The following is a 20,896-nucleotide window of genomic DNA, read 5'->3' as shown; positions in this document are numbered from 1 at the left end:
TTATTTTGAGGAGGTCATCATTCATGACAGCAGTTAAGAAAATTGCAGTATTAACAAGTGGTGGAGATTCACAAGGGATGAACGCAGCAGTTCGCGCCGTTGTGCGCAGCGGTTTGTATTTTGGACTGGAAGTGTTCGGGATTCAACGCGGCTACCAAGGCCTTTTGAACGATGATATTTTCCCGATGGATCTGAGAAGCGTCGGAGATATTATCCAACGTGGGGGTACGGTACTCCAATCTGCACGCTGCCTTGAGTTTACGACTGAGGAAGGACAAAAGAAAGGCGCGCAAATTTTGCGTGACCGTGGAATTGATGGCGTAGTCGTGATCGGTGGCGACGGTTCCTACCAAGGTGCAAACAAACTGACCAAGCAAGGAATTAAAACCATGTGTCTTCCGGGTACGATTGACAATGACATTTCCTTCACGGACTACACGATTGGTTTTGATACGGCGGTTAGTATCGTAGTGGACGCGATCAATAAGCTGCGTGATACGATGTCATCCCACGAACGTTCTTCCATTGTGGAAGTTATGGGACGTCATTGCGGAGATATTGCTTTGCATGCAGGGCTGGCTTCCGGCGCGGAAACTATTTTGGTGCCTGAGGTAGAGTTTAACCTGCAAGAAGTAGCTGATCGGATGACACAAAACTTCAAGCATGGCAAACGCCACAGTATCGTTATCGTTGCTGAGGGTGTAGGCAAAGGCGAAGATGTAGCAAAAGTAATTCAGGAAAACTGTCCGGCGTATGAGCCGCGTGTTACGGTGCTTGGGCATATCCAGCGTGGGGGCACGCCAACTGCGTTTGACCGTAATCTGGCCAGCCGTTTGGGTGACTTTGCTGTTCGCCAATTGATCGAAGGCGTATCTGACAAGGCTTGCGGAATGATTGATGGTAAACTGGTAGCTACAGATATTGGCAAGGTAGTAAGCACGAAAAAAGAATTCAATATGGAACTCTACGAGCTGGCATTGCGTTTGTCCCAATAATGGAGCTTTTACTTATAGCAGATCGGCACTAATCTCTGAAGAAACGTAAAATCATGCGGATGACCCGAGTGAGTCATCCGCTATTTTTTTAACTGAGGATTTTGCAAAATCCTGAACTTTAAAACCTGTGAGGAGGCTGTAACGCATGTATTTGTTCAAAATCGAAGTGGATAGCTCAGAAGGTGCTTTGACAGTCATTCTCGCGGCTGAAAATGAAGAACAGGCATTTAAGGAGATTGATCAGCATGTGGAGAGACACTTTCTGTATCCCCCCAAGCTGAATGAGGTGGCTATTGTGGAGAAGAAAAGAATAACTCCAGGCACAGCATATGTTATCGAGACACGCAAAGGCTAGACAGCCTCTGCGTGTTGTTTTTTTGCGGTAAAACGACGTTGTACCAGCATCAGACGCCAGAGCAGCAATACAGCGCCTACTGCCAAACCTGTAATCAAACCGATCCAGTAGCCATAGGGACCCCAGGATGTCCAACGTGCGAGCATATACCCCACGGGAAGCCCAATGACCCAATAGGACAGGAATGTGAGCAGAAAGGCCGGATTGACATCTTTATACCCGCGTAGTGCTCCTTGAGTAGGTGTAGCGATCGCATCTGAGATTTGAAAGAAAATCGCATAGATTAGAAAATGCTGAGTCAACTGAATAACTTGCGGATCGGTGGAATACAGCCTGGCCACCTGTTCACCCCATATGAGCAGCACAATAGCTGTAATCAGTGACAGAACCACTGCGGTGCTGATGCCCAGTATACTATAGGTTCTAGCATCCCGCGGACGATTAGCCCCTGTTTCATAACCAACCAGAATCGTAAGTGCCATACAAATGCTAAGTGGAAGCATATACAGCGTGCTTGCAAAGTTCATGGCGGCCTGATGAGCCGCGATGGTGGATGTATTATAATTGCTCATCAAGAGAGTAACGGCAGAGAAAATGGCAGTTTCAAAAAATATCGCAAATCCAATCGGTACTCCAATATGAATAAGCTCTTTCCAGGCGCTGGCAGCAATTCCGTATATTTTGCGGAAAATTCGGTATTCGGCAAAATTCTTACCTCGATGCGCAGTAATGCCAGCGACCAGCATAATGATCCAATAGGTGGCGGCGGTTGCAACCCCAGATCCCACACCACCCAGACGTGGAAAACCCCAGTTTCCGTAAATAAGCAAATAGTTTAACAGAATATTGATGGGGAGTGACATCAGCGTGATTGCCATTGTAAATCGTGTTTGTCCCAAGGCATCCATAAAGCTTCGGAGCACAGTGTAGGCGAATAATGGAATAACCCCAAATGCCATCGCACAAAGATAGTAAAGTGCAACGTTATGAACCCTTGGTTCCAATTTCATGCCGTTCAAAATAGGATTGACGAGAAAAATGCCTGCAATCAGAACGATCATGGACAAGGCAAGAGAGAGCCAAAGCGCTTGAATGACATAGTAGGAAACTTTATCTTTGCGCTGTGCCCCGACCAGTTGGGACACAATCGGCGTGATCGCCATCAGTATGCCATTGAGGCCTGTTTGTACGGGAATCCACAGACTTACTCCGATAGCTACACCAGCCAGGTCGGCAGGAGAAAAGTGCCCGGACATATTGGTATCGAAAAAAGTCATCGCGGATAATGCGAGTTGGGTAATCAGGATGGGTAGCAAAATGTAAAGTAGCTGTTTCCATTTCTGACTCATTGTAATTGTTGATTGCATTTTATTTCCTCATTTACTAAATAATCGTTACTATGACGTTACTTGTACGTTACTCCGCTCGTATAGCGGTTTGTTGCATTCCAGAGCAAATATTCATCCACCTTCATATCCTTAAGCGCTCGAATTTGATCCTCGACCTGGATTTTCCCATACTTGGCATAATGGCCACTGCCCAACCAGCTGGCGGTAAAATCCTGAATCCACGGACGAATAATCGGCTTCAGCTTGCCTGTTGGATCCAGCTTTTTATGTGTATCGACCATGGAGCCTTTTATCGTCTGATAAGGATTTTTATCAGGGTCTTGTACACCAAACCAACCTGTTGTGTAATGGCTTGGATAGACCATCGGCGAAATGACGTCCACGTTCTCAGAGATTTTAGTAAAATCCTGTCCGATTCCCTCGGCAGCAGGAACAGAAGCGGCATATCCGAAAATATCTACAGACACCCGCACCCCCATGGGAGCAAGCTGTTTGCGAGCATATTGTACGAACTCGGCTACAGCATTCGAGCGTGATTGCTCCGACTTGGTGTATTTTAGCTTATCTGATCTTTTCTCAAAGCCTTCGGGAAAACGTACATAGTCAAACTGAATCTCCTTAAAACCGAACTGGGCTGCTTCCTTGGCAATGGCGATATTATAATCCCATACCTCTTTGTTATAAGGATTGACGAACCCGTCTCCCTTGCCGTTTTTCCAGACCGACCCATCAGGATTGCGGAACGATATTTCGGGATTTTTGTTAGCCAGCACGGTATCTTTAAATACGACGATCCGGGCGATTGGATAAACTTTATGCTTTTTCAAACGATCCATCAAACCGGAAATATCGCGAATAAATTTTTGGGGCTTGCCCAATTTCAGCAGTTCGGGGCTGGTCGTTGGATAAGTTATGTAACCTGCATCATCTTTAATGTCAATGACCATAGCATTGAGCTCTGTTTTATCGATCAAATCCAGCAGTTGATTCATGCGCGACCCGCCTGCGCTATAAGCCGTTACATAAATGCCTTTGATAGCTGGCGTGGTCGGCTGCGGGTCTAATTTAACCGGAGGATTGGATGCATCTACCTTCATGCTACTGTGCTGGGCCTGAATCATGGCGCTGCCGAGCGTTGTTGCTACCGCATCTTTTAAACTTGGTATATTGGCTGTCTGTTCTCCATTTCCACTCATCCCCAAGGCGATTAACATCATTGCCCAAATCATATTCATTCCCCAGTTCTCTCCCTTATGTCTGTTGCTTACCTGATTATACGTAAATTCAGGTATCCAAAAAACAACATCTTTGTAACCAAAACTGGTGAAGGCCATCAGGCACAGTCTTGCATGATTAACCCAACGATCGATCGATGAATCCATATCATTGCATAAATAATGCCGCTTCTTCGCGGCTGTAGGCACAACCGGAAGAAGCGGCACTGAGTGAAGCGATTTATTGAAGATAATTATCGTTCTGGTGCTCACAAATACTGTACTGAATAATTTCTAGCGCATCCGTTGGCTTGAGAATGGACATCCCGTCCCGAAGGACAATCATCGAGTTCAGCTCATTCTTTTTGAGAGAAGGGAGCATTTCAGGATACCATCTTAAGACGATGTCGGACAGTTTTACCGTTTCCATTTCCACAATAATCACCCTTTCCTGTTCGGAATCATTCCAAAAGAATCATTCATTACGAATCGGAAAAGCAAAGTGCCTGTGAAATAGCAGGTAAAGCGGTCTTTTAAATATGATGGGAACAGCGCACGTATAGTGTACCACAAGAACTGAATTTTGACACTCAGGTACATGCTTATCTTCGGCGGAAGGATCCCATGACTCCAACGGTTTCCACAATATTAACGAAAGCAGACGGGTCCACTTCCTTAATGATACGCTTTAATTCGACCAACTCATAACGTGTTGTAACAGTCATTAGCATATCCTTTTCCGTATGTGAAAATGCACCTTCAATTTTGATTTTGCTGACACCGCGTGGCGTGGTCAACATCCGGCTCAACAGTTTTTCGGTGTGTCCTGTAATGATGTAGACGGTGATTTTCGTATGGCTTACATAAATTTGATCCAGGACTTTCCCTGTCACGAAAATGGACAGCATTGACGCCAGCGCAATATTCCAATCTCCGTTCAAAAATCCTGCCGCGAGAATGATCAGCCCATTCAAACCGACAAGTACAGTTCCTACGGGGAAGTCACGATAACGGGTAACAATGGAGCCGATAATGTCAAAACCGCCAGTAGACCCTCCCACCCGGAAGGAAACCCCTGCTCCAACGCCGATCAGTACCCCGCCAAAGACGGAGGCCAGCAGTGTATCCGATACGACAGATTGCACCGGAACCCAGGCTAAGATCCATGTTGTAACAACAACGGATAAGATGCTCAGGCTAATAAATCGCTTGCCCAAAATAAACCAGCCTGCAATAAGCATCGGGATATTGATGACAAAATACATGGTGCTGATATTGAATTTTGTGAAATAGCCGATTAACATGGAAAGCCCGGCTACTCCCCCGCTCAGCAGGTGATGGGGCACGAGAAACAGATTAAAACCGCATGCTATGGCAGCGGCTCCAAGAATGACTGTGAAGCAGTTTAACACTATTTTTAACAACTTTTTTTCACCTCATTTAAATTATGCGGGAAGCAACTTGCTGGTATTCATGAATTGTTCTGTGCTATAATGCGATGTGGATATTCTTGAGTAGGGACCTATGTCCAGAGAAACACTTAAAATTTAAACTGTTTTAAAAAGGGTAAATTCGTTTAAGATGTATCGGATAGGGTTCCCTGAGTCATTACAGAAAGTTGCAGTTTTAAGCCAAAATAAACTGTTACTGTATTGGGGAAAACTTATACAATAATATCGCTACTTAAGAATACAGACAACATTGTGGATTGTCCACCACATCCACCATTATGAAGGAGTATGAATAAATTTGACGACATTTGCAGAATTTGATCTTGAACCTAAAGTAATTCAGGCGATTACGGAGCTGGGTTTTGAAGAAGCTACACCAATTCAGGCCAAATCCATTCCGATTGCACTGCAAGGCAAAGACATGATTGGCCAAGCCCAAACAGGTACTGGTAAAACCGCAGCCTTTGGTATTCCATTGATCAGCAAAATTGCCAGAAACGACGAAAAAATCAGAGCCCTGATTATGGCTCCAACACGCGAGCTTGCAATTCAGGTGGCTGAAGAAATTGAAAAACTGTCCCGCTTTAAAGGTCTCCGCACGTTGCCAATCTATGGCGGTCAAGATATCGTGCGCCAGATTCGCGCTTTGAAAAAGAAACCTCAAATTATTATTGGTACACCAGGACGCCTGCTCGATCATATTAACCGCAAAACTATCAAGCTGGAAGACGTAAACACGGTTGTTTTGGATGAAGCGGATGAAATGTTGGATATGGGCTTCATGGAAGATATCCAATCCATTTTGAAGCAAGTTCCGGACGAGCGCCAAACGATGCTCTTCTCGGCTACAATGCCTCCTAATATTAAAAGACTGGCTGAGCAATTCCTCAAAGACCCTGAGCATGTTTCAGTTATTCCTAAACAAGTTAGCGCTCCACTGATTGAACAGGCCTATATTGAAGTTCCTGAGCGGCAAAAATTCGAAGCATTGAGCCGTCTGATCGATATGGAATCCCCAGAACTCGCCATCGTATTCGGTCGTACCAAGCGTCGGGTAGACGAGCTGGCTGAAGCTCTGCAAAAACGTGGATATTCTGCAGATGGCTTGCATGGTGACTTATCTCAAAACCAGCGCGATGCTGTTATGCGCAAATTCCGCGATGGAAGCATTGACGTACTCGTAGCGACTGACGTGGCTGCTCGTGGTTTGGACGTTTCCGGCGTAACTCACGTTGTGAACTTTGACCTTCCACAAGATCCGGAAAGCTATGTTCACCGTATTGGCCGTACTGGACGTGCAGGTAAAGAAGGGGAAGCATGGTCTTTCGTAACGCCTCGTGAAATTGATCATTTACATTTCATCGAACGTGTAACTCGTCACCGTATTCCTCGCAAGCCGCTTCCAACACTGGCCGAGGCTCTGGAAGGCAAACAACGCATCATCGCAGAACGCCTTTTGGAAGCTGTAGAAAAAGGTGAGTTGAACGAGTACAAAGGTTTGGCGATTCAAATGCTGGAGCAATATGATTCTGTACAACTTCTTTCCGCAGCTCTGAAGCTGATGACTGGTGAGAAGAGAGAAGCATCAATTGAGCTGACTCCTGAAGATCCAATCCGTGCAAAACGTCGTAAACCGGACATTCGTTCTGGCGGTCGCAAGCCATCCAACTATAGCGGTCGCAGCAATGGAGGCTATAATTCCAACCGTTCTGGCGGCAGTGGCGGTAAAGGCGGATATGGCGGTTACAACCGTGGCAAAGAAGGCGGTGGCTACAACCGTGATTCCGGAAGCCGCTACAGTGGAGATCGCAAACCACGCACGAGCAGCAATGGAGAAACTCGTCGTCCTGCAAGACGTGAAGATTCCTCTTCCGAATAAGCATTAATATATTGAAAAGCCGAAGTGAATACCAGCTTCGGCTTTTTTTTGTTTTAGTGGCAGATGAGGCCCGATAACCCCCTGCTTGGCAAAGGGACCTGCTGTGACGAACTACCTGTTGAATTCACTGGCGCATTAGGGATGAAATACGTTATGATATAGTCAACAGCCGGAATTTACAGGCATAGCAACATGAGTCTTGGACTGTCAAGGCTCACGGAGGGAGAGACTAGCATTGGAGTTTAAAGGAGCTATGGGTGGTATTTACCGCTTGACGGAATGGATTACCCGACTGGCAGCTACCAATTTATTATGGGTGTTATGTTCGTCGCCTTTTATGTTCTGCCTCATACTCAAACTACTTGTCATGAATCAGAATTTGGCTAATGAATCTTTACAAATGAACTGGGCAATGGCTATTTTGGCACCGCTTACCTTATTCCCGGCCACATCGGCTATGTTTACCGTTGTTCGCAAATGGGTGATGGGTGACACAGATACCGGTGTGTTTCGTACTTTCTTTAAAGGCTACAAGGAAAACTATAAGCAGAGCCTGATCGGGGGCATCTTTTACACGTTGCTGTTTGTTATCATGTATGTGGATTATACCGTTTATATGACACAACTCAGCAACCTGCAAATCGTGGGCGTTATCATGCTTATTCTTATCATTATTTTACTCGTGTCTATGTTTAACTTCTTTTCGATGGTAGCTCATTACCATATGTCTATCGGACAAATTATGAAAAATGCGGTTTTACTGACGCTGATTCGACCATTTCGTGTATTTTCCACTATGCTCGGCAGCGCTGTTGTTATATTTATCGGGGTCAAATATCCTGTGCTCTTCTTATTCTTTATCGGCAGTGTTGTTGCCTGGTTTGCTTTCTTTAATTTTTACGGAACATTTCTCAAAATGCAGGATCAGATGGAAAAGATGAAGCAGAAGGATGAGGAGCAAGAAAGCGTTGAGGACAAGAAAAGTGATAACCTCCAAAAATAAAACAGATTTCTCCTAGCATTTACTTTCTGAGTTAGAAGCGCTATAATAAGGTCACATCCTGCGATGCGCGTTACGGTCATTTGTTGTTTTGAACCAATGACAATGTCTAGGGAGATCAATACGGATGAATAGCTGAAAAGCCCTGTCAATTCCTGACAAGGGGACTTCAAAAGTTTGTTCTGCGATCACCCACCTGCTAAAGCAGGTTCAGAAGACGCTATGGTCGAACGGCATCAGCGGGTATTCCGCAACGTAATGAACACACTCTGGTACTGCTTTATGCAGAAACAGGGTGTTTTTTGTATGCAACAATGTTAAACTAAGACATGAGGCACTAAGGTCGCATGCCACAGGTATGATCGGGCTTACTTTTGGTTGTTTATCGTATTTTATAAAGCGCTTGCAGCAAAAGAGGTTCGGTGTGCCGCATGATGGCAACGATTATCGTGAAGGAGGAAATGTCTTGTCGTTGAAGAGGACTCTGGTAGGGATTGTGCGCAGCCAAGAAAGTACAAGCGACCGGGTCAAGGACCCCCAAATGAAGACACGCTATTATAACTTATCGAGAGACAAGGCTTGGGAAGAAGTGACATCGATCTTAAAAAAGATTCCTGGCTATAAGGTACTCCATGAGGTAGCATCCGTAGGTGAGATTACGTTGGAGAAGCGAACGGCGTTCGGCAGAACTGTCGATATTACTGTTTCTATATTATCTGTTTCGCCAGTTCGGAGTGCGGTGGATATTTATTCCGCGTCACGCGGATCGCTGGGGGACTTAGGTGCGAATTATCGTATCATTTTGCAGCTGTTCACGATGATTGACAAGAAGCTGTCCGCTTATAAGGTCGTGCAGTAATTGTACGTGTGAGCAGTGGTGAGACAGACCCATGTCAAAAAAAGCGAGGAAGGCAACCCTTCACTCGCTTTTTTAATATTCGTTCGTGATTTAGACGAGTTTTTTCACCGCTGCAATCGCTTGATCATAGTCAGGGTGCTCGGACATTTCGCTCAAGTATTCCACATAAGCGATTTTGTCATTTTGGTCAATAACAAAAATAGCCCGATGATCCAAATGGAATTCCTTGATGAACACGCCATAAGCTTCACCGAAGGAATGATCCTTGTAGTCGGACAATGTCAAAACGCGGTCAATGCCCGCAGCTCCGCACCAACGAGCTTGTGCAAACGGAAGGTCCACGCTGACAGTCAATACTACGACTTGATCTCCAAGGGAATCTGCTTCTTGGTTAAAACGTCGAGTCTGTGCGTCACACACGCCTGTATCCAAAGAAGGAACTACACTGATCAGTTTGACTTTGCCTGCAAAGTCTTGAAGCGTAGCTGCTTCCAACAGGTTTTTCTGCAATTTGAAATCAGGTGCCTGATCTCCAATTTTCAATTCAGGACCTAAGAGAGTCAATGGATTGCCTTTAAAAGTAGCAGCTCCTGTACGTTCTTGTGCCATATGTAATAGCCTCCTTGGTTTTTAGATTGGTTATCGTTGCCGAAATCTATTATAATCTTTTATAAAAGACATTGTCCAATTTGAATAAGGTGGAGACACCCCGTGAAGGAAGGATTGCCTTGATTTTTTTACGTTATGAGAACTGGAAAAGTTATTTGCGTTTTTACCCGGTGACCTGTCTGATTTTGCTCATCAATATTGTGATGTTTATTGTGCTTACCGTACAGGGGGGATCGCAGAATAGTTTAACACTGATTCGGTATGGCGCCCTGATTAATGAGGCACCTTTCACTGATCAGCTATGGCGCTATGTGTCAGCTATATTTTTACATGCAGGGTTCGATCATCTTTTGTTTAATTCCTTCGCGATCCTTGTTTTTGCTCCACCGCTGGAGCGCTTGCTGGGCTCCTTGCGCTATGTTTTGCTATATCTGGTCACAGGTATTGTAGGGAATGTGATGTCCATCGCGCATTATAACATGGTAGCGGAAACGACTATCTCTGTAGGAGCCTCAGGAGCGATATATGGCATCTATGGTGCATTTCTGTACGTTGCCCTGTTTCAACGCTCATTTATGGATGATGCTTCACGCAAAACACTGTACACGCTGCTCGGATTTGGTATCCTGTTTTCTTTCGCTGTGGCGAACATTAACTGGACCGCTCACTTTGGCGGCTTGCTCAGTGGGTTTTTCCTATATGGATTGATGGTTAGATTAACTGGTCAACGTAAACGTCACTAAAGACAGCTTTATCGTAAGTAGGCAGGGGAATAATGAGGATGATGTTCGATAACATCTTCCTTCGGATGTTGAAAAACAGATTGGAGCGAATATCGGAGTGGAATTACGACAGTTGCAATACTTCATGAAAGTAGCGCAAAAAGAACATGTCACTCAGGCAGCCGAGGAGCTACATGTGGCGCAATCTGCGGTTAGTCGGCAAATTCATCAGCTTGAAGAGGAACTGGGGGTTAACCTTTTTATGCAAAAAGGCCGCAACTTGCAACTTACGCCGGTGGGACAGCTATTTTGCAAACGGGTTGAAACGATTATAAAGGACTTGGAACGGGCTGTTTTGGAGGTGCATGAGTTTTTGGACCCTGAAAGGGGCGAAATCCGCATCGGTTTTCCACACAGTTTGGGGATTCATCTTATTCCTACGGTGGTGGCTGAGTTCCGTAAGCGGTATCCCAATGTTAAATTCAGATTTAAACAGGGGATGTATCCGAGCTTAATCCGTGATGTGTCCGCAGGTGAGGTGGATTTGGCTTTTGTATCTCCATTTCCGGATCGGCATGATCATGTTGAGGGGGACGTGGTACTGACTGAGGAGTTGTTTGCAGTCCTGCCGCCTAATCATCCTTTGGCTACAGCCAAGCACATCACGCTAAGTCAGCTTAAAGGTGAGAAGTTTATCCTGTTCAGGGACGGATATTCGCTGCGTCCGATTGTATGGCAGGCTTGTCTGGAGGCTGGATTTACGCCGGATATCGCTTTTGAAGGCGAGGAGACGGATACAATTCGCGGATTAGTTGCAGCCGGTATGGGGGTCAGTCTTTTGCCTGAAATGGCATTATTTCAGACCAATCCACTTCAGCCGGCAAGAGTGTCGATTGTTGATCCGGAGGTGACGCGAACGATTGGCTTGATTCACCGCAGGGATGACAAGCTTCCGCTCGTTGCCAAATCGTTTCGCACTTTTTTGTTGGACTATTTTGGTCTTCAAGGCAGTGCAGTTGCTCCGAATGGGAGTGCTAAAGCAGATTGAACGCAAGTGAGTGCAGAGTATTAGCATAGATAGAAAAAAGGTTGTTCCTCTACCATCACATGGCGGAGGAACAACCTTTTTTGCAATACAAGCGATTAGTCGCGACTGTTAAAAATACCAATCAAGCGGATCAGTTCCAGCAAGGAAACGAGAGCGGCGGCCACATAGGTTAATGCAGCTGCATTCAATACTTTGGCGATACCTCGTTCTTCATCACTACGGATAAAGCCTTCAGAAACCATAATTTCACGTGCGCGGTTGGAAGCGTTAAATTCGACCGGCAATGTAATTAATTGAAAAGCAACCGTAGCCGAGAAAAAGATAATACCCAGACCGATCAGGTTCGTAAAGCTGAACAAGAAACCGGCAATCAGCAGAAACGGTGCAATACCGGATGCAAAGTTGACGATCGGAAAGATACGGTGACGCAGTGTCAGCATCGGATAATGCTCTTTATGCTGAATCGCATGACCGACCTCGTGACAAGCCACAGCAACCGCGGAAATGGATTTTTCATAATATACTGGCTCGGACAGGCGTACCACTCGATGTATCGGGTCATAGTGGTCAGATAACGCACCCGGCACCGGTTCAATCGGAACATCATGCAAACCATTACGATCTAGCATGTGCCGGGCGGCATCATAACCTGTCAGCCCATTTTCGTTGGGGACGTCAGACCACTTGTTAAAAGTACCTTTCACACGAAATTGCGCCCATAAGGATAATCCGAACGCAAGAAGAATCAATATATACATACCCATCATAAAGCAATCCCTCCATTATTGTTTCATCATACAGCCCGGGAACCTACATCAAAGAGCTATGCTCCAGCAAATACTTCAGAGCTTCGATACAAGCAGCGCTTTGCGGGAGTAGACCCGTAAGTAACTTGCGAGCTTGAACGGGCTTGAGCTGCCCCAGAAGAGGCTGTAGCTCATTGACTTCACGCTCCAGACGCTGCATGTGCATCTCCAGACTCGTCAGCTTGTCTGTGACGTGATCTTCCCCTGCAACCGAGCTCCATTTAATAAGCGTCTGTTTGATTTCCTCGAGGCTATACTTCTCTTGTTTCATTTGGTTAATACGTTCAAGCCTTTTTAAGGTTTCATCATTATAAAGCCGATAATTTTTCAATGATCGTTCTTCAGGTGTGATCAAACCGAGCTTTGTGTAATAATCAATGGTTCGTTCGCTGACACCAGCCGCCTTGGCTAGTTCACCAATTCGATACAGCTTCATATCCCCATCTATCCTCACCTCACGCTCTTCATTCAACCTTCAAAATTTCGATCTGCAAATCAAGTGCTTAATAAGAATATTTTACATGATTCTCAACCATACAGTCAAACGTTATACTTTTTCAGGACTGAAACAAGCTACTTTTATAGTTAGTAAATGTGACATGAGAAGTTTTATTGCTTGTTTTTTTAACATGGTAAAAAAAATCTTGTCAACTTTCATGTGTTCTGCTTATAATGACAATAAGAATTTCACGAAATGTAAAGAAACATAACATTCAAGGGAGTGGGCTTCATGAGAAAAAAGTGGTTAGTTGCATTATTGGCCATGGTGACGGTACTGGCTTTTCCGGTAGGTGCATTCGCTGCTGACGGTCCGACAAATGTTCAGCTTCAAGCAGGCTTAAATACGGCATTTACCTTCTTGGCATTTATACTCGTGTTCTTCATGCAAGCGGGATTTGCGTTGCTGGAGGCTGGTTCTACACGAATGAAGAATGCGGGGCATGTCGCTGGTAAAACGATTCTTACTACGGGAGTTGCGGCCTTGTCCTTCTGGGCACTTGGATTTGGACTCGGCTTTGGCAACGATGGCGGCAACGGATTTATGGGATTGACGGGTTTCTTTATGAGTGGTACTGATGCTGCAGCATCATTTGATTCTCTCTCCGCTCTGGATGTTCCAATCACCATTATGTTTTTATTCCATTTCGCTTTTGCTGCGGTTTCTCTTTCCATCGCATGTGGAGGAATGGCAGAGCGTGCAAAATTAAGTGTATACATTATTTTCGGTATTTTGTTCTCCATCGTGATTTATCCGGTTGTAGCTCACTGGGTATGGGGCGGTGGCTGGCTTGGCAAACTGGGTATGCAGGATTATGCCGGTTCGACAGTAGTCCATCTGACAGGCGCTACGGCGGCACTTGTCGCTACGCTGCTGCTCAAACCGCGTCTGGGCAAATTTAATAAGGATGGCAAGCCGAACATTATTCCTGGCCACAATCAGGTGTATTCGATTCTGGGCGTTATTATTCTCTGGTTTGGCTGGTTTGGATTTAACCCGGGTAGTGCAGTATCGGCTATGAATGACGGATTTTTCGGATATGTGGCGTTGACTACCAATATTGCAGCTGCGGCAGGCGGGGTTTTCGCTTTGCTCGTATCCTGGATGGTATATGGAAAAGCAGATATTCCTTCGATGCTGAATGGTGTGCTGGCGGCGTTGGTTGCCATTACTGGTTCTTGTGCTTTTGTAGCTCCTTGGGCAGCTCTGGTCATCGGTGCTGTAGCAGGGATTGTCACCTTCTTCACAGCACAATGGTTTGAGCGTGCAAGAGTAGATGATCCGGTGTATGCTTTTTCTGTGCATGGTATTGCAGGGATGTGGGGTGCGGTATCGACAGGATTGTTCGCTACTCCTGAGCTTGTAAAAGTAACAGGTGTAGGTCAAGCGGGGCTGTTCTATGGCGGTGGATTTACACAATTAGGAGTACAACTGCTTGGACTGGTTGGCACCTTTACCTTTGTGTTCGTCATTTCCTTCATTATTCTGGGTGCAATGAAAGCAATGATGGGCATTCGCGTTACAGAAGAGGAAGAAACCATGGGGCTGGATATCAGTGAACACGGTACGTACGGCTATCCAGAACAAATGAAGTTGGTTGCAGAGGCTGAAAAGCGTTCTGGTATTGTAAACTAAGTTGTAGAATATAAAGAGCCAGTATGGAGAGCGGAGGAGATGGTAGTATGGAACTGCAAAATATGGCCCCTTGGGTGAGTTCCGCCGAAGCGATTGACCAAGCAGACACGCCTGAATCGCTGAGGCAGGCCAGGGTCGATTCTCAAAAATGGCTGCTGGCTTCCCAAGCCTCCGCTCCGTTATCAGACTGGTTACAAACGGCGAATGAAATGCATGACCGTATCGCGGCCAGAGCTGTACAAGTGTGCGAAAAAGGGATGGTTGAGGATGGCTTCGGCCCCCCTCCCGTCCCTTACGCATTTATAGCCTTCGGAAGCATGGGGCGCTCGGAATCGACGCTATGGAGTGACCAGGATAACGGTATGATTATCAGTGATATGGTATCCGCGGACAAAGAATTGTATTTTAGCGAATTGGGTCGCAGAGTATCCGCGATTCTGGAGAATTTGGGCTACCCCAAATGTGAGGGGAAAGTGATGTGTTCGGAGCCGTTGTGGCGTCGTACATTGTCTGAATGGCAGGAGCAGCTAACGAAATGGTCGGATGATTTTGCCTGGGAGCCGATCCGTTATCTGATCATCTCGTCTGATATGAGGCATATCGCTGGAGATGAACAGTTGTCATGCGAATGGAAACGTAGCTTTTATGGGCTGTTCCGAAAACATCCCGATTTGCCTATAGCGGTACTCAGGAACACGGTCAGGCATAAAGCGACACTTAATATTTTGGGTCAGATCGTCACCGAACGCTTTGGGGAGCACGCGGGCGATTTTGATGTGAAATACGGGCTGTATATTCCACTGGTAAATGCAGTGCGCTTTCTGGCGTTGCAGCACGGAGTAGAGGAAACCTCTACGCTGAAAAGACTGAGACGCCTGGCGCAATTGGAGGCCGCGCCGCTTCCTTTGCTGGACGCTTGTGAGCGGGCCTTTCGGATTGCACTTCAGCTTCGAACAGCAACTCCGGTGCAGGAAAAGGATGGATTGCTGATCAGCAACGGCTACCTGGCCGTCAAGCCGCTGAAGCAAGGCAAGGGCTGGCACGAGCTGCGCGAGGCTCTTTCGACGGTGCGACGGCTCCATCGTGCGTTGCAAAGACAGTTGCGATTTATGGAAGGGAGAAGGCCATGAAGGAACCAGCGCAGGGAGGCGGCTTTTGGAGCGCTCTCCGCAGAGGAGGAGTACCGTCTGCCATCGCTTCAGTAATGGGGGCTCCTACGGCTCAGCAGATGGCGTTTATTCGCTCCTTAACCCGGGAGCAGCGGCGCTCTGAAGTTTTGCGGACCCCGCTGGAGCGTTTGGAGACGGTTGTTTTTGATCTGGAGACGACGGGATTTTCTGCGCAGCATGGTGATGAGATTTTATCGTTTGGAGCGATTCGGGTTGTCGGGGATACAATTATGGAAAAAGAGCAGTTTTATACGCTTGTCAATCCACGTACAGTGATTCCTGAGCATATTACTGAGCTAACCGGGATTACCCGGGAAATGACAGATGAGGCTCCACCGCTTATGAATGGGCTGCATGATTTTATGTCCTTTGTAGGTGGGCGTGTACTTGTAGCGCATGCCAGTGCTCATGACAAGGCTTTTTTGAATGCCGCTTTATGGAAAACATCTAAAGTCCAGCTGACTCACCGAGTTCTCGATACGATGATGCTTGCCAAGTGGCTTGAGCCGCAACAGCACCAAACGTATAGCCTGGATGAATTGCTGACCTATCAAAGCATTCCGATTGAGGGGCGGCATCATGCGTTAGAGGATGCAAAAATGACAGCTAAGCTGTGGGTGGCGTATGTACAGGAAATGCTTGAGCGTAACGTGACTAATTTGGCAGATGTTTATGCACATTTAAGTCATGCCTGATCTCGTGTACATCGCTAGCGCTCAGGTTGCACCAAAAACAGCAAGTCCGCGACTATTCGTGGGTTTGCTGTTTTTTTGTGCACATATGCAGATGGGGAAGGTTAGAGTTGGGAGCAGACTGGGTATCCTATGGAGAAGTTCAAGGTAAGCTTAATGAAAGTCAGGTGATTGGATTGTGAAAAGGCTTGATTGTATGAGATTAGGGATAGCTATGCTGGTTGTGGGAGCGGCTGCATGGGGAGTTATTGCAAACATGGCTTATGCAACAAGCCTGCCGATTAAAAATGTACTTTCCCAGGAGGGATATAAGGATGGGGAAATCAAAAAGCTAAAACCCGGTCAACGGCTTCCATCTATGATTTTAAAGGGTTTGAACGGTAACTCCTACGATGTGGGGGCTACACGCAACAAACCGCTGGTTATTAGCTTTTGGGCTTCATGGTGTGATCCGTGCCGTGTGGAAGCGCCTATGCTGAATGAGTTGTATCGCAAGTACAAACAAGATGTAGATGTATATGGAATCAATGTAACTCGCTATGATCGACTGGAGGATGTGCAGAAATTTTCCCGCGCTTTGGGCCTGCAATTTCCGATTTTGCTTGATGAGCAAGGGGCATTGTTTGAACGGTTTGGGGGAGCAGCTTTTCCGACTCATGTATTGGTTGATCATCATGGACAGGTGCACGAAATTATCATCGGCATGCTGAGTGAGCAGGAATTGGATCGTAAAATACAGATGCTTCAAAAAAAGAAGGTGTCTTTGAGGTCCCGATAGGTCCTAAAGACACCTTTTAGAAGCATTCCTTCGTCTGATTAGGATTAGTGGTTAATTAATCCCTGGTGAGTAAGGTCTGCCTGCTCGTTTTTGGGAATCGGTGCTTCCAGCAACGCATAACGGAAGCTGTCCAGAAGAGCTTCCCAGCTGGCTTCAATTACATTTTCGGATACGCCTACGTTACTCCAGACGTCTTCGTAATTTTTGGATTCTATGAGTACTCGTACTTTGGCCGCGGTGGCATCTTTTTCGTCGAGCACACGTACCTTGTAATCAGCCAGATGCATGTCCCGCAAGGCAGGGAAATATTGGGAAAGGGCCTTGCGAAGTGCATTATCGAGTGCATTGACAGGACCATTTCCTTCAGCAGCGGTATAAACACTCGTCCCTGCGACATTTAGCTTCAAGAACGCCTCGGATACGACCGGTCTGCCTGCTGTTTTTTCTACCAGCACCTTGAAGGACTCGAACGAAAACATTTCCTTCACTTGACCGCCTGCTTCCCGAATGAGCAATTCCAGCGAAGCATCGGCTCCTTCAAACTGGTAGCCCTGATGCTCCAGCTCCTTGATGCGGCTAATGACGCCACGCGCTTCATCACTGGACGGATCAAGGGTGATGCCCAGCTCCTGCGCCTTGGACACAACATTGCTTTGTCCTGCCAATTCGGAGACCAATACCCGCTGTTTGTTGCCCACCAGCTCAGGAACGATGTGCTCGTAAGTTCGCGAATCGCGCAAAATAGCTGACACATGGATGCCGCCCTTATGGGCAAAGGCTGCATTGCCGACATAAGGCTGGTTCACAGACATATTGACGTTGGCCACCTCGCTAACAAAGCGGGCTGTATTATAGAGTTGCTTCAGCTTGTCATCACCCAGACAATCGTAGCCGAGCTTGAGTTGCAAATTTGGAATGACGGAGCATAGGTTGGCATTACCGCATCTCTCGCCATATCCGTTAAGGGTGCCTTGAACCTGTCTTGCACCTGCCTGAACTGCGCTAAGCGTGTTGGCTACTGCCAATTCACAGTCATTGTGTGTATGAATACCCAATTGCGATCTTGTCAATTGACTATGCAACGTAGTGACAATTTCCTGTACTTCATGCGGCATGGTGCCACCGTTTGTATCGCACATCACGAGCCAGTCCGCGCCTGCTTCTTCTGCTTTTTTCAAAACGGCGAGTGCGTATTCCGGGTTGTTTTTATAGCCGTCAAAAAAATGCTCGGCATCAAAAATAACCTCCATGCCTCCTTGCTTTAAAAAGGCAATGGAATCATAAATCATGGACAAATTTTCCTCCAATGTCGTCTGCAAAGCGGTGTCTACATGGAAGTCCCATGATTTACCTACCAGCGTAGCAGCCTGGGCGCCGGATTCCAGAATCCGCTGCAGATTGACATCCTGTGCTGCGATGCTATTCTTGCGGCGCGTGCTGCCGAAGGCGACAATTTTGGCCTGAAGTCCTAGCTCTTGTACCCGTTTGAAAAATTCGATATCCTTGCTGTTGCTCCCGGGAATCCCGCCTTCAATATAATGAACACCGAGATCATCAAGTTTTTTGGCGATTTTCAATTTGTCGTCAGCAGACAAGCTAATTCCTTCTCCTTGAGTACCGTCTCGCAGCGTTGTATCAAAGATAGAAATTGCGGTGGACATGAGGGACTCCTCCTTTGCGGAATGCTCAGATTTTAATGAAACTTTGCTTTTTAAGCTGATTTGTTTAGTTGTTTAACGCTTAAAAACAGGAAAGCGTCAGCCTGCCTTGTTCGTATGATACTCGATTATATCAACTAATGACTTCAAATGTAATATATAATTATCATTTTATGGCCGGAAAGTCTTTATTCTCATGTAAAATCTCATGTAAAATAGAAGGAGAATCCGGATCTAAATTTAAACCAAGAGACATATTCCCGTAAGAACGGGTGAATTTACAGATAAAAGAAGGGTTGAGCGTGAAAGATGTCAGTGCTTATTATCCGGTCGATGGGCGAGTTATTTTGCATGTGGATATGAATGCATTTTATTGTTCCGTTCATGCAGCGGAGGAACCGGAGAAATATAAGGGGTTGCCTACCGCCGTAGCTGGCAGTAGTGAGCTGCGCAGAGGTGTAATTGTAACCTGCTCCTACGAAGCCCGACGCTTGGGTATTTCAACAGGGATGGTTGTTCAGCAGGCGCGCCGGATTTGTCCACAGCTCATCGTAATACAGCCTGATTTTCACTTGTACCGTCGTTATTCCAAAGCGTTTATGAGCATTGCTTATTCGTATACGCCTATGCTGGAGGCCACTTCGATTGATGAATGTTATCTGGACATTACAGGTTCCAGGCAGTTTGGAACACCTCTGGAAATTGCAGAGGAAATCAAGCGCAGAGTCAATGATGAGCTTGGCTTGCCCTGCTCAATCGGAGTGGCGCCCAACAAGCTGTTAGCGAAAATGGCCTCTGATTTAAAAAAGCCGCGTGGAATATCGGTTTTGCGTCTGCGTGATGTGCCCGGCATTTTGTGGAAGCTTCCTTGCAGTCAATTGTTTGGTGTGGGTCGCAAAACGGCAGACAAACTCCTGCAAATGAACATTCGCACGATCGGGCAACTGGCCAAGGCGGATGAACAAATGTTAATTGGCGCATTTGGCGTGACAGGATCGTGGCTCAAATTGGCGGCTAACGGGATTAATCATTCTCCAGTCAGCACGGAACGAGAACCTAACAAGTCCATCGGTCATACGACTACTTTGCCTATGGATGTGGTGAAGCTGGAAGAGGCTCAGCGGGTACTTCTTAACATTAGCGACCAGGTAGCCCGGAGGCTTCGACGACACGGTATGCTGGCAGGAGGTATTCAGCTGACGATTCGGACGCCAGATATGAAAACTTTTACGCGTTCTCAGATTAGAAGTACTCCTACGGAAAATGCTGAAGACATATATAAGGAAGCTTGTGCGCTGTATCGTCGTCATTGGGAAGAGGACAAGCCTGTGCGTTTGCTGGGAATTACGCTGCAGCAGCTCATTCCGAAGGAGGAAGCGGCCGTTCAGCTGGATCTTTTCGAATACCAGGATCAGCCGAAGAAAGAAAGTCTATTGAAGACGATGGATGCGCTGCGCGACAAATTTGGTGAAAATGCAATTTTGACTGCCGGGATGCTGGGAGATGATCCTTCAGTGCTTCTTCGCAATTCCAAACTGCGTGGAACTTCACTGCAAAAAGACAATCTTCCGTCCCCTGAGTGAATTTTTTGGTGAATTTATGCAGAACAGCAGAAGGTTATACTATAAGTGTTTTTTACATCAAGGATAAAGGAAAATAATTTGTAATAATTTTTCGTTTGTATTAATATGTGAATAGAATGCAAAAGCTGGTTTGTTTGATTGTATAGGAGGAAGAGAACAGTTATGGCTAAATACACTTGGGTAGAAAAAGATACATGCATTGCTTGTGGAGCCTGTGGCGCTACAGCACCAGACATTTATGATTATGATGATGAAGGTTTGGCTGAAGTCATCTTTGAGGGAGATGCAAATCAAGGCATCAAGGCGATCTCAGAAGACCTGTATGATGATATGCAGGATGCTTGTGATGGTTGCCCTACAGATTCTATCAAAGTTGCGGACGAGCCGTTCAACAAAGAAGGTTAAGTGTAGGCTTCTTGGGTGGACACAGCATCGACAGCTTCCTTCGCCGTATAACGGTGAAGGTATGCTGACGGTGCTGTTTTTTTAAGATTATAGAATGGTTCAGCGGAGCTGAACTATTCTATAATCGCAAGAAAAACTTCCGCTAAGCGCGGTCTGGCTTCCGTGAAAGTACGTCGATAGACGTTTTTTT

Annotated in this window: 21 protein-coding genes and 1 other RNA gene; 14 read left to right on the top strand and 8 right to left on the bottom strand. The window is 46.3% G+C overall.

Features of this window, described 5'->3' with window-relative positions:
- Positions 1-23 precede the first annotated feature (23 nt).
- Together pfkA and B4V02_RS16330 are read left to right on the top strand one after the other, a co-directional pair.
- On the top strand, positions 24-995 hold the full coding sequence (gene pfkA / locus B4V02_RS16335) for a 6-phosphofructokinase (protein WP_007429813.1): 972 nt from the start codon (positions 24-26) through the stop codon (positions 993-995).
- Between the two features lie 145 nt (positions 996-1,140).
- The gene (locus tag B4V02_RS16330; RefSeq protein WP_007429814.1) at positions 1,141-1,350 is read left to right on the top strand and encodes a DUF3906 family protein; all 210 of its coding nucleotides are present in this window, start codon (positions 1,141-1,143) and stop codon (positions 1,348-1,350) included.
- Here B4V02_RS16330 and B4V02_RS16325 read toward each other — a convergent pair.
- The 4 genes from B4V02_RS16325 to B4V02_RS16310 form a co-directional block, all read right to left on the bottom strand.
- Positions 1,347-2,717, bottom strand: coding sequence for an MATE family efflux transporter (locus B4V02_RS16325; protein WP_094155596.1), 1,371 nt, complete (start codon positions 2,715-2,717; stop codon positions 1,347-1,349). The two genes, B4V02_RS16330 and B4V02_RS16325, sit on opposite strands and share 4 nt — an antisense overlap.
- Positions 2,718-2,755: 38 nt before the next feature.
- Positions 2,756-3,934, bottom strand: a complete 1,179-nt coding sequence (locus B4V02_RS16320) for a putative glycoside hydrolase (RefSeq protein WP_094155595.1) — start codon at positions 3,932-3,934, stop codon at positions 2,756-2,758.
- 220 nt (positions 3,935-4,154) lie between these two features.
- The gene (locus B4V02_RS16315; RefSeq protein ID WP_007429817.1) at positions 4,155-4,343 is read right to left on the bottom strand and encodes a hypothetical protein; all 189 of its coding nucleotides are present in this window, start codon (positions 4,341-4,343) and stop codon (positions 4,155-4,157) included.
- Between the two features lie 172 nt (positions 4,344-4,515).
- Complete coding sequence (locus B4V02_RS16310) at positions 4,516-5,337, bottom strand: YitT family protein (RefSeq protein ID WP_094155594.1); 822 nt, start codon at positions 5,335-5,337, stop codon at positions 4,516-4,518.
- A 325-nt stretch (positions 5,338-5,662) separates the two neighbouring features.
- On the opposite strand from B4V02_RS16310, the gene cshA reads away from it, so the two are divergent.
- The 4 genes from cshA to B4V02_RS16290 all read left to right on the top strand — a co-directional run bounded on the left by cshA (position 5,663) and on the right by B4V02_RS16290 (position 9,102).
- Positions 5,663-7,243 carry a degradosome RNA helicase CshA gene (gene cshA, locus B4V02_RS16305; RefSeq protein ID WP_007429819.1) on the top strand — a complete coding sequence of 527 codons (1,581 nt, stop codon included), beginning with the start codon at positions 5,663-5,665 and terminating at the stop codon, positions 7,241-7,243.
- Between the two features lie 235 nt (positions 7,244-7,478).
- Positions 7,479-8,246, top strand: coding sequence for a YesL family protein (locus B4V02_RS16300; protein ID WP_007429820.1), 768 nt, complete (start codon positions 7,479-7,481; stop codon positions 8,244-8,246).
- A 52-nt stretch (positions 8,247-8,298) separates the two neighbouring features.
- Positions 8,299-8,493: non-coding RNA, 6S RNA (ssrS, locus tag B4V02_RS16295), on the top strand.
- Between the two features lie 216 nt (positions 8,494-8,709).
- Complete coding sequence (locus B4V02_RS16290) at positions 8,710-9,102, top strand: DUF1499 domain-containing protein (protein WP_043890939.1); 393 nt, start codon at positions 8,710-8,712, stop codon at positions 9,100-9,102.
- Positions 9,103-9,192: 90 nt separating this feature from the next.
- On the opposite strand, the gene tpx is transcribed toward B4V02_RS16290, so the two are convergent.
- On the bottom strand, positions 9,193-9,711 hold the full coding sequence (tpx, locus tag B4V02_RS16285; RefSeq protein WP_007429822.1) for a thiol peroxidase: 519 nt from the start codon (positions 9,709-9,711) through the stop codon (positions 9,193-9,195).
- 119 nt (positions 9,712-9,830) lie between these two features.
- Between tpx and B4V02_RS16280 the strand changes: the two genes are divergently transcribed.
- Positions 9,831-10,454, top strand: coding sequence for a rhomboid family intramembrane serine protease (locus B4V02_RS16280; protein ID WP_094155593.1), 624 nt, complete (start codon positions 9,831-9,833; stop codon positions 10,452-10,454).
- Between the two features lie 97 nt (positions 10,455-10,551).
- The gene (gltC, locus tag B4V02_RS16275) at positions 10,552-11,481 is read left to right on the top strand and encodes a glutamate biosynthesis transcriptional regulator GltC (protein ID WP_007429824.1); all 930 of its coding nucleotides are present in this window, start codon (positions 10,552-10,554) and stop codon (positions 11,479-11,481) included.
- Positions 11,482-11,576: 95 nt separating this feature from the next.
- On the opposite strand, the gene B4V02_RS16270 is transcribed toward gltC, so the two are convergent.
- Both B4V02_RS16270 and B4V02_RS16265 read right to left on the bottom strand, forming a co-directional pair.
- Complete coding sequence (locus B4V02_RS16270; RefSeq protein ID WP_094155592.1) at positions 11,577-12,248, bottom strand: zinc metallopeptidase; 672 nt, start codon at positions 12,246-12,248, stop codon at positions 11,577-11,579.
- Between the two features lie 43 nt (positions 12,249-12,291).
- Positions 12,292-12,723: a MerR family transcriptional regulator gene (locus B4V02_RS16265; protein ID WP_007429826.1), complete on the bottom strand. Its 432-nt coding sequence runs from the start codon at positions 12,721-12,723 to the stop codon at positions 12,292-12,294.
- A 294-nt stretch (positions 12,724-13,017) separates the two neighbouring features.
- On the opposite strand from B4V02_RS16265, the gene B4V02_RS16255 reads away from it, so the two are divergent.
- The 4 genes from B4V02_RS16255 (at position 13,018) to B4V02_RS16240 (ending at position 17,060) form a co-directional block, all read left to right on the top strand.
- Complete coding sequence (locus tag B4V02_RS16255) at positions 13,018-14,421, top strand: ammonium transporter (protein WP_094155590.1); 1,404 nt, start codon at positions 13,018-13,020, stop codon at positions 14,419-14,421.
- Between the two features lie 47 nt (positions 14,422-14,468).
- Positions 14,469-15,551: a DUF294 nucleotidyltransferase-like domain-containing protein gene (locus B4V02_RS16250; protein ID WP_007429828.1), complete on the top strand. Its 1,083-nt coding sequence runs from the start codon at positions 14,469-14,471 to the stop codon at positions 15,549-15,551.
- The gene (locus B4V02_RS16245) at positions 15,548-16,285 is read left to right on the top strand and encodes an exonuclease domain-containing protein (RefSeq protein WP_007429829.1); all 738 of its coding nucleotides are present in this window, start codon (positions 15,548-15,550) and stop codon (positions 16,283-16,285) included. The genes B4V02_RS16250 and B4V02_RS16245 overlap by 4 nt, the downstream gene beginning before the upstream one ends.
- Before the next feature lie 175 nt (positions 16,286-16,460).
- Complete coding sequence (locus B4V02_RS16240) at positions 16,461-17,060, top strand: TlpA family protein disulfide reductase (protein WP_244188342.1); 600 nt, start codon at positions 16,461-16,463, stop codon at positions 17,058-17,060.
- Positions 17,061-17,104: 44 nt separating this feature from the next.
- On the opposite strand, the gene cimA is transcribed toward B4V02_RS16240, so the two are convergent.
- A complete protein-coding gene (cimA, locus tag B4V02_RS16235; protein WP_094155589.1) occupies positions 17,105-18,721 on the bottom strand; it encodes a citramalate synthase in 1,617 nt (538 codons plus the stop codon).
- 299 nt (positions 18,722-19,020) lie between these two features.
- Between cimA and B4V02_RS16230 the strand changes: the two genes are divergently transcribed.
- Together B4V02_RS16230 and B4V02_RS16225 are read left to right on the top strand one after the other, a co-directional pair.
- On the top strand, positions 19,021-20,301 hold the full coding sequence (locus B4V02_RS16230) for a DNA polymerase IV (protein WP_094155588.1): 1,281 nt from the start codon (positions 19,021-19,023) through the stop codon (positions 20,299-20,301).
- A 162-nt stretch (positions 20,302-20,463) separates the two neighbouring features.
- Complete coding sequence (locus B4V02_RS16225; protein ID WP_007429833.1) at positions 20,464-20,706, top strand: ferredoxin; 243 nt, start codon at positions 20,464-20,466, stop codon at positions 20,704-20,706.
- The last annotated feature ends 190 nt before the right edge of the window (positions 20,707-20,896 follow it).

It is taken from the genome of Paenibacillus kribbensis, from assembly GCF_002240415.1.
In the GTDB taxonomy this organism is placed as follows: Bacteria; Bacillota; Bacilli; order Paenibacillales; family Paenibacillaceae; genus Paenibacillus; species Paenibacillus kribbensis.
The sequence above is the reverse complement of the archived record's forward strand: the minus strand, read 5'-3'. Positions and strand labels throughout refer to the sequence as shown.

Coding starts and splice junctions, on each gene's coding strand:
- pfkA (WP_007429813.1), top strand. CDS start 24: ATGACAGCAGTTAAGAAAATTGCAGTATTAACAAGTGGTGGAGATTCA.
- B4V02_RS16330 (WP_007429814.1), top strand. CDS start 1,141: ATGTATTTGTTCAAAATCGAAGTGGATAGCTCAGAAGGTGCTTTGACA.
- B4V02_RS16325 (WP_094155596.1), bottom strand. CDS start 2,717: ATGCAATCAACAATTACAATGAGTCAGAAATGGAAACAGCTACTTTAC.
- B4V02_RS16320 (WP_094155595.1), bottom strand. CDS start 3,934: ATGAATATGATTTGGGCAATGATGTTAATCGCCTTGGGGATGAGTGGA.
- B4V02_RS16315 (WP_007429817.1), bottom strand. CDS start 4,343: ATGGAAACGGTAAAACTGTCCGACATCGTCTTAAGATGGTATCCTGAA.
- tpx (WP_007429822.1), bottom strand. CDS start 9,711: ATGGCACAAGAACGTACAGGAGCTGCTACTTTTAAAGGCAATCCATTG.
- B4V02_RS16270 (WP_094155592.1), bottom strand. CDS start 12,248: ATGATGGGTATGTATATATTGATTCTTCTTGCGTTCGGATTATCCTTA.
- B4V02_RS16265 (WP_007429826.1), bottom strand. CDS start 12,723: ATGAAGCTGTATCGAATTGGTGAACTAGCCAAGGCGGCTGGTGTCAGC.
- B4V02_RS16255 (WP_094155590.1), top strand. CDS start 13,018: ATGAGAAAAAAGTGGTTAGTTGCATTATTGGCCATGGTGACGGTACTG.
- B4V02_RS16250 (WP_007429828.1), top strand. CDS start 14,469: ATGGAACTGCAAAATATGGCCCCTTGGGTGAGTTCCGCCGAAGCGATT.
- B4V02_RS16245 (WP_007429829.1), top strand. CDS start 15,548: ATGAAGGAACCAGCGCAGGGAGGCGGCTTTTGGAGCGCTCTCCGCAGA.
- cimA (WP_094155589.1), bottom strand. CDS start 18,721: ATGTCCACCGCAATTTCTATCTTTGATACAACGCTGCGAGACGGTACT.
- B4V02_RS16225 (WP_007429833.1), top strand. CDS start 20,464: ATGGCTAAATACACTTGGGTAGAAAAAGATACATGCATTGCTTGTGGA.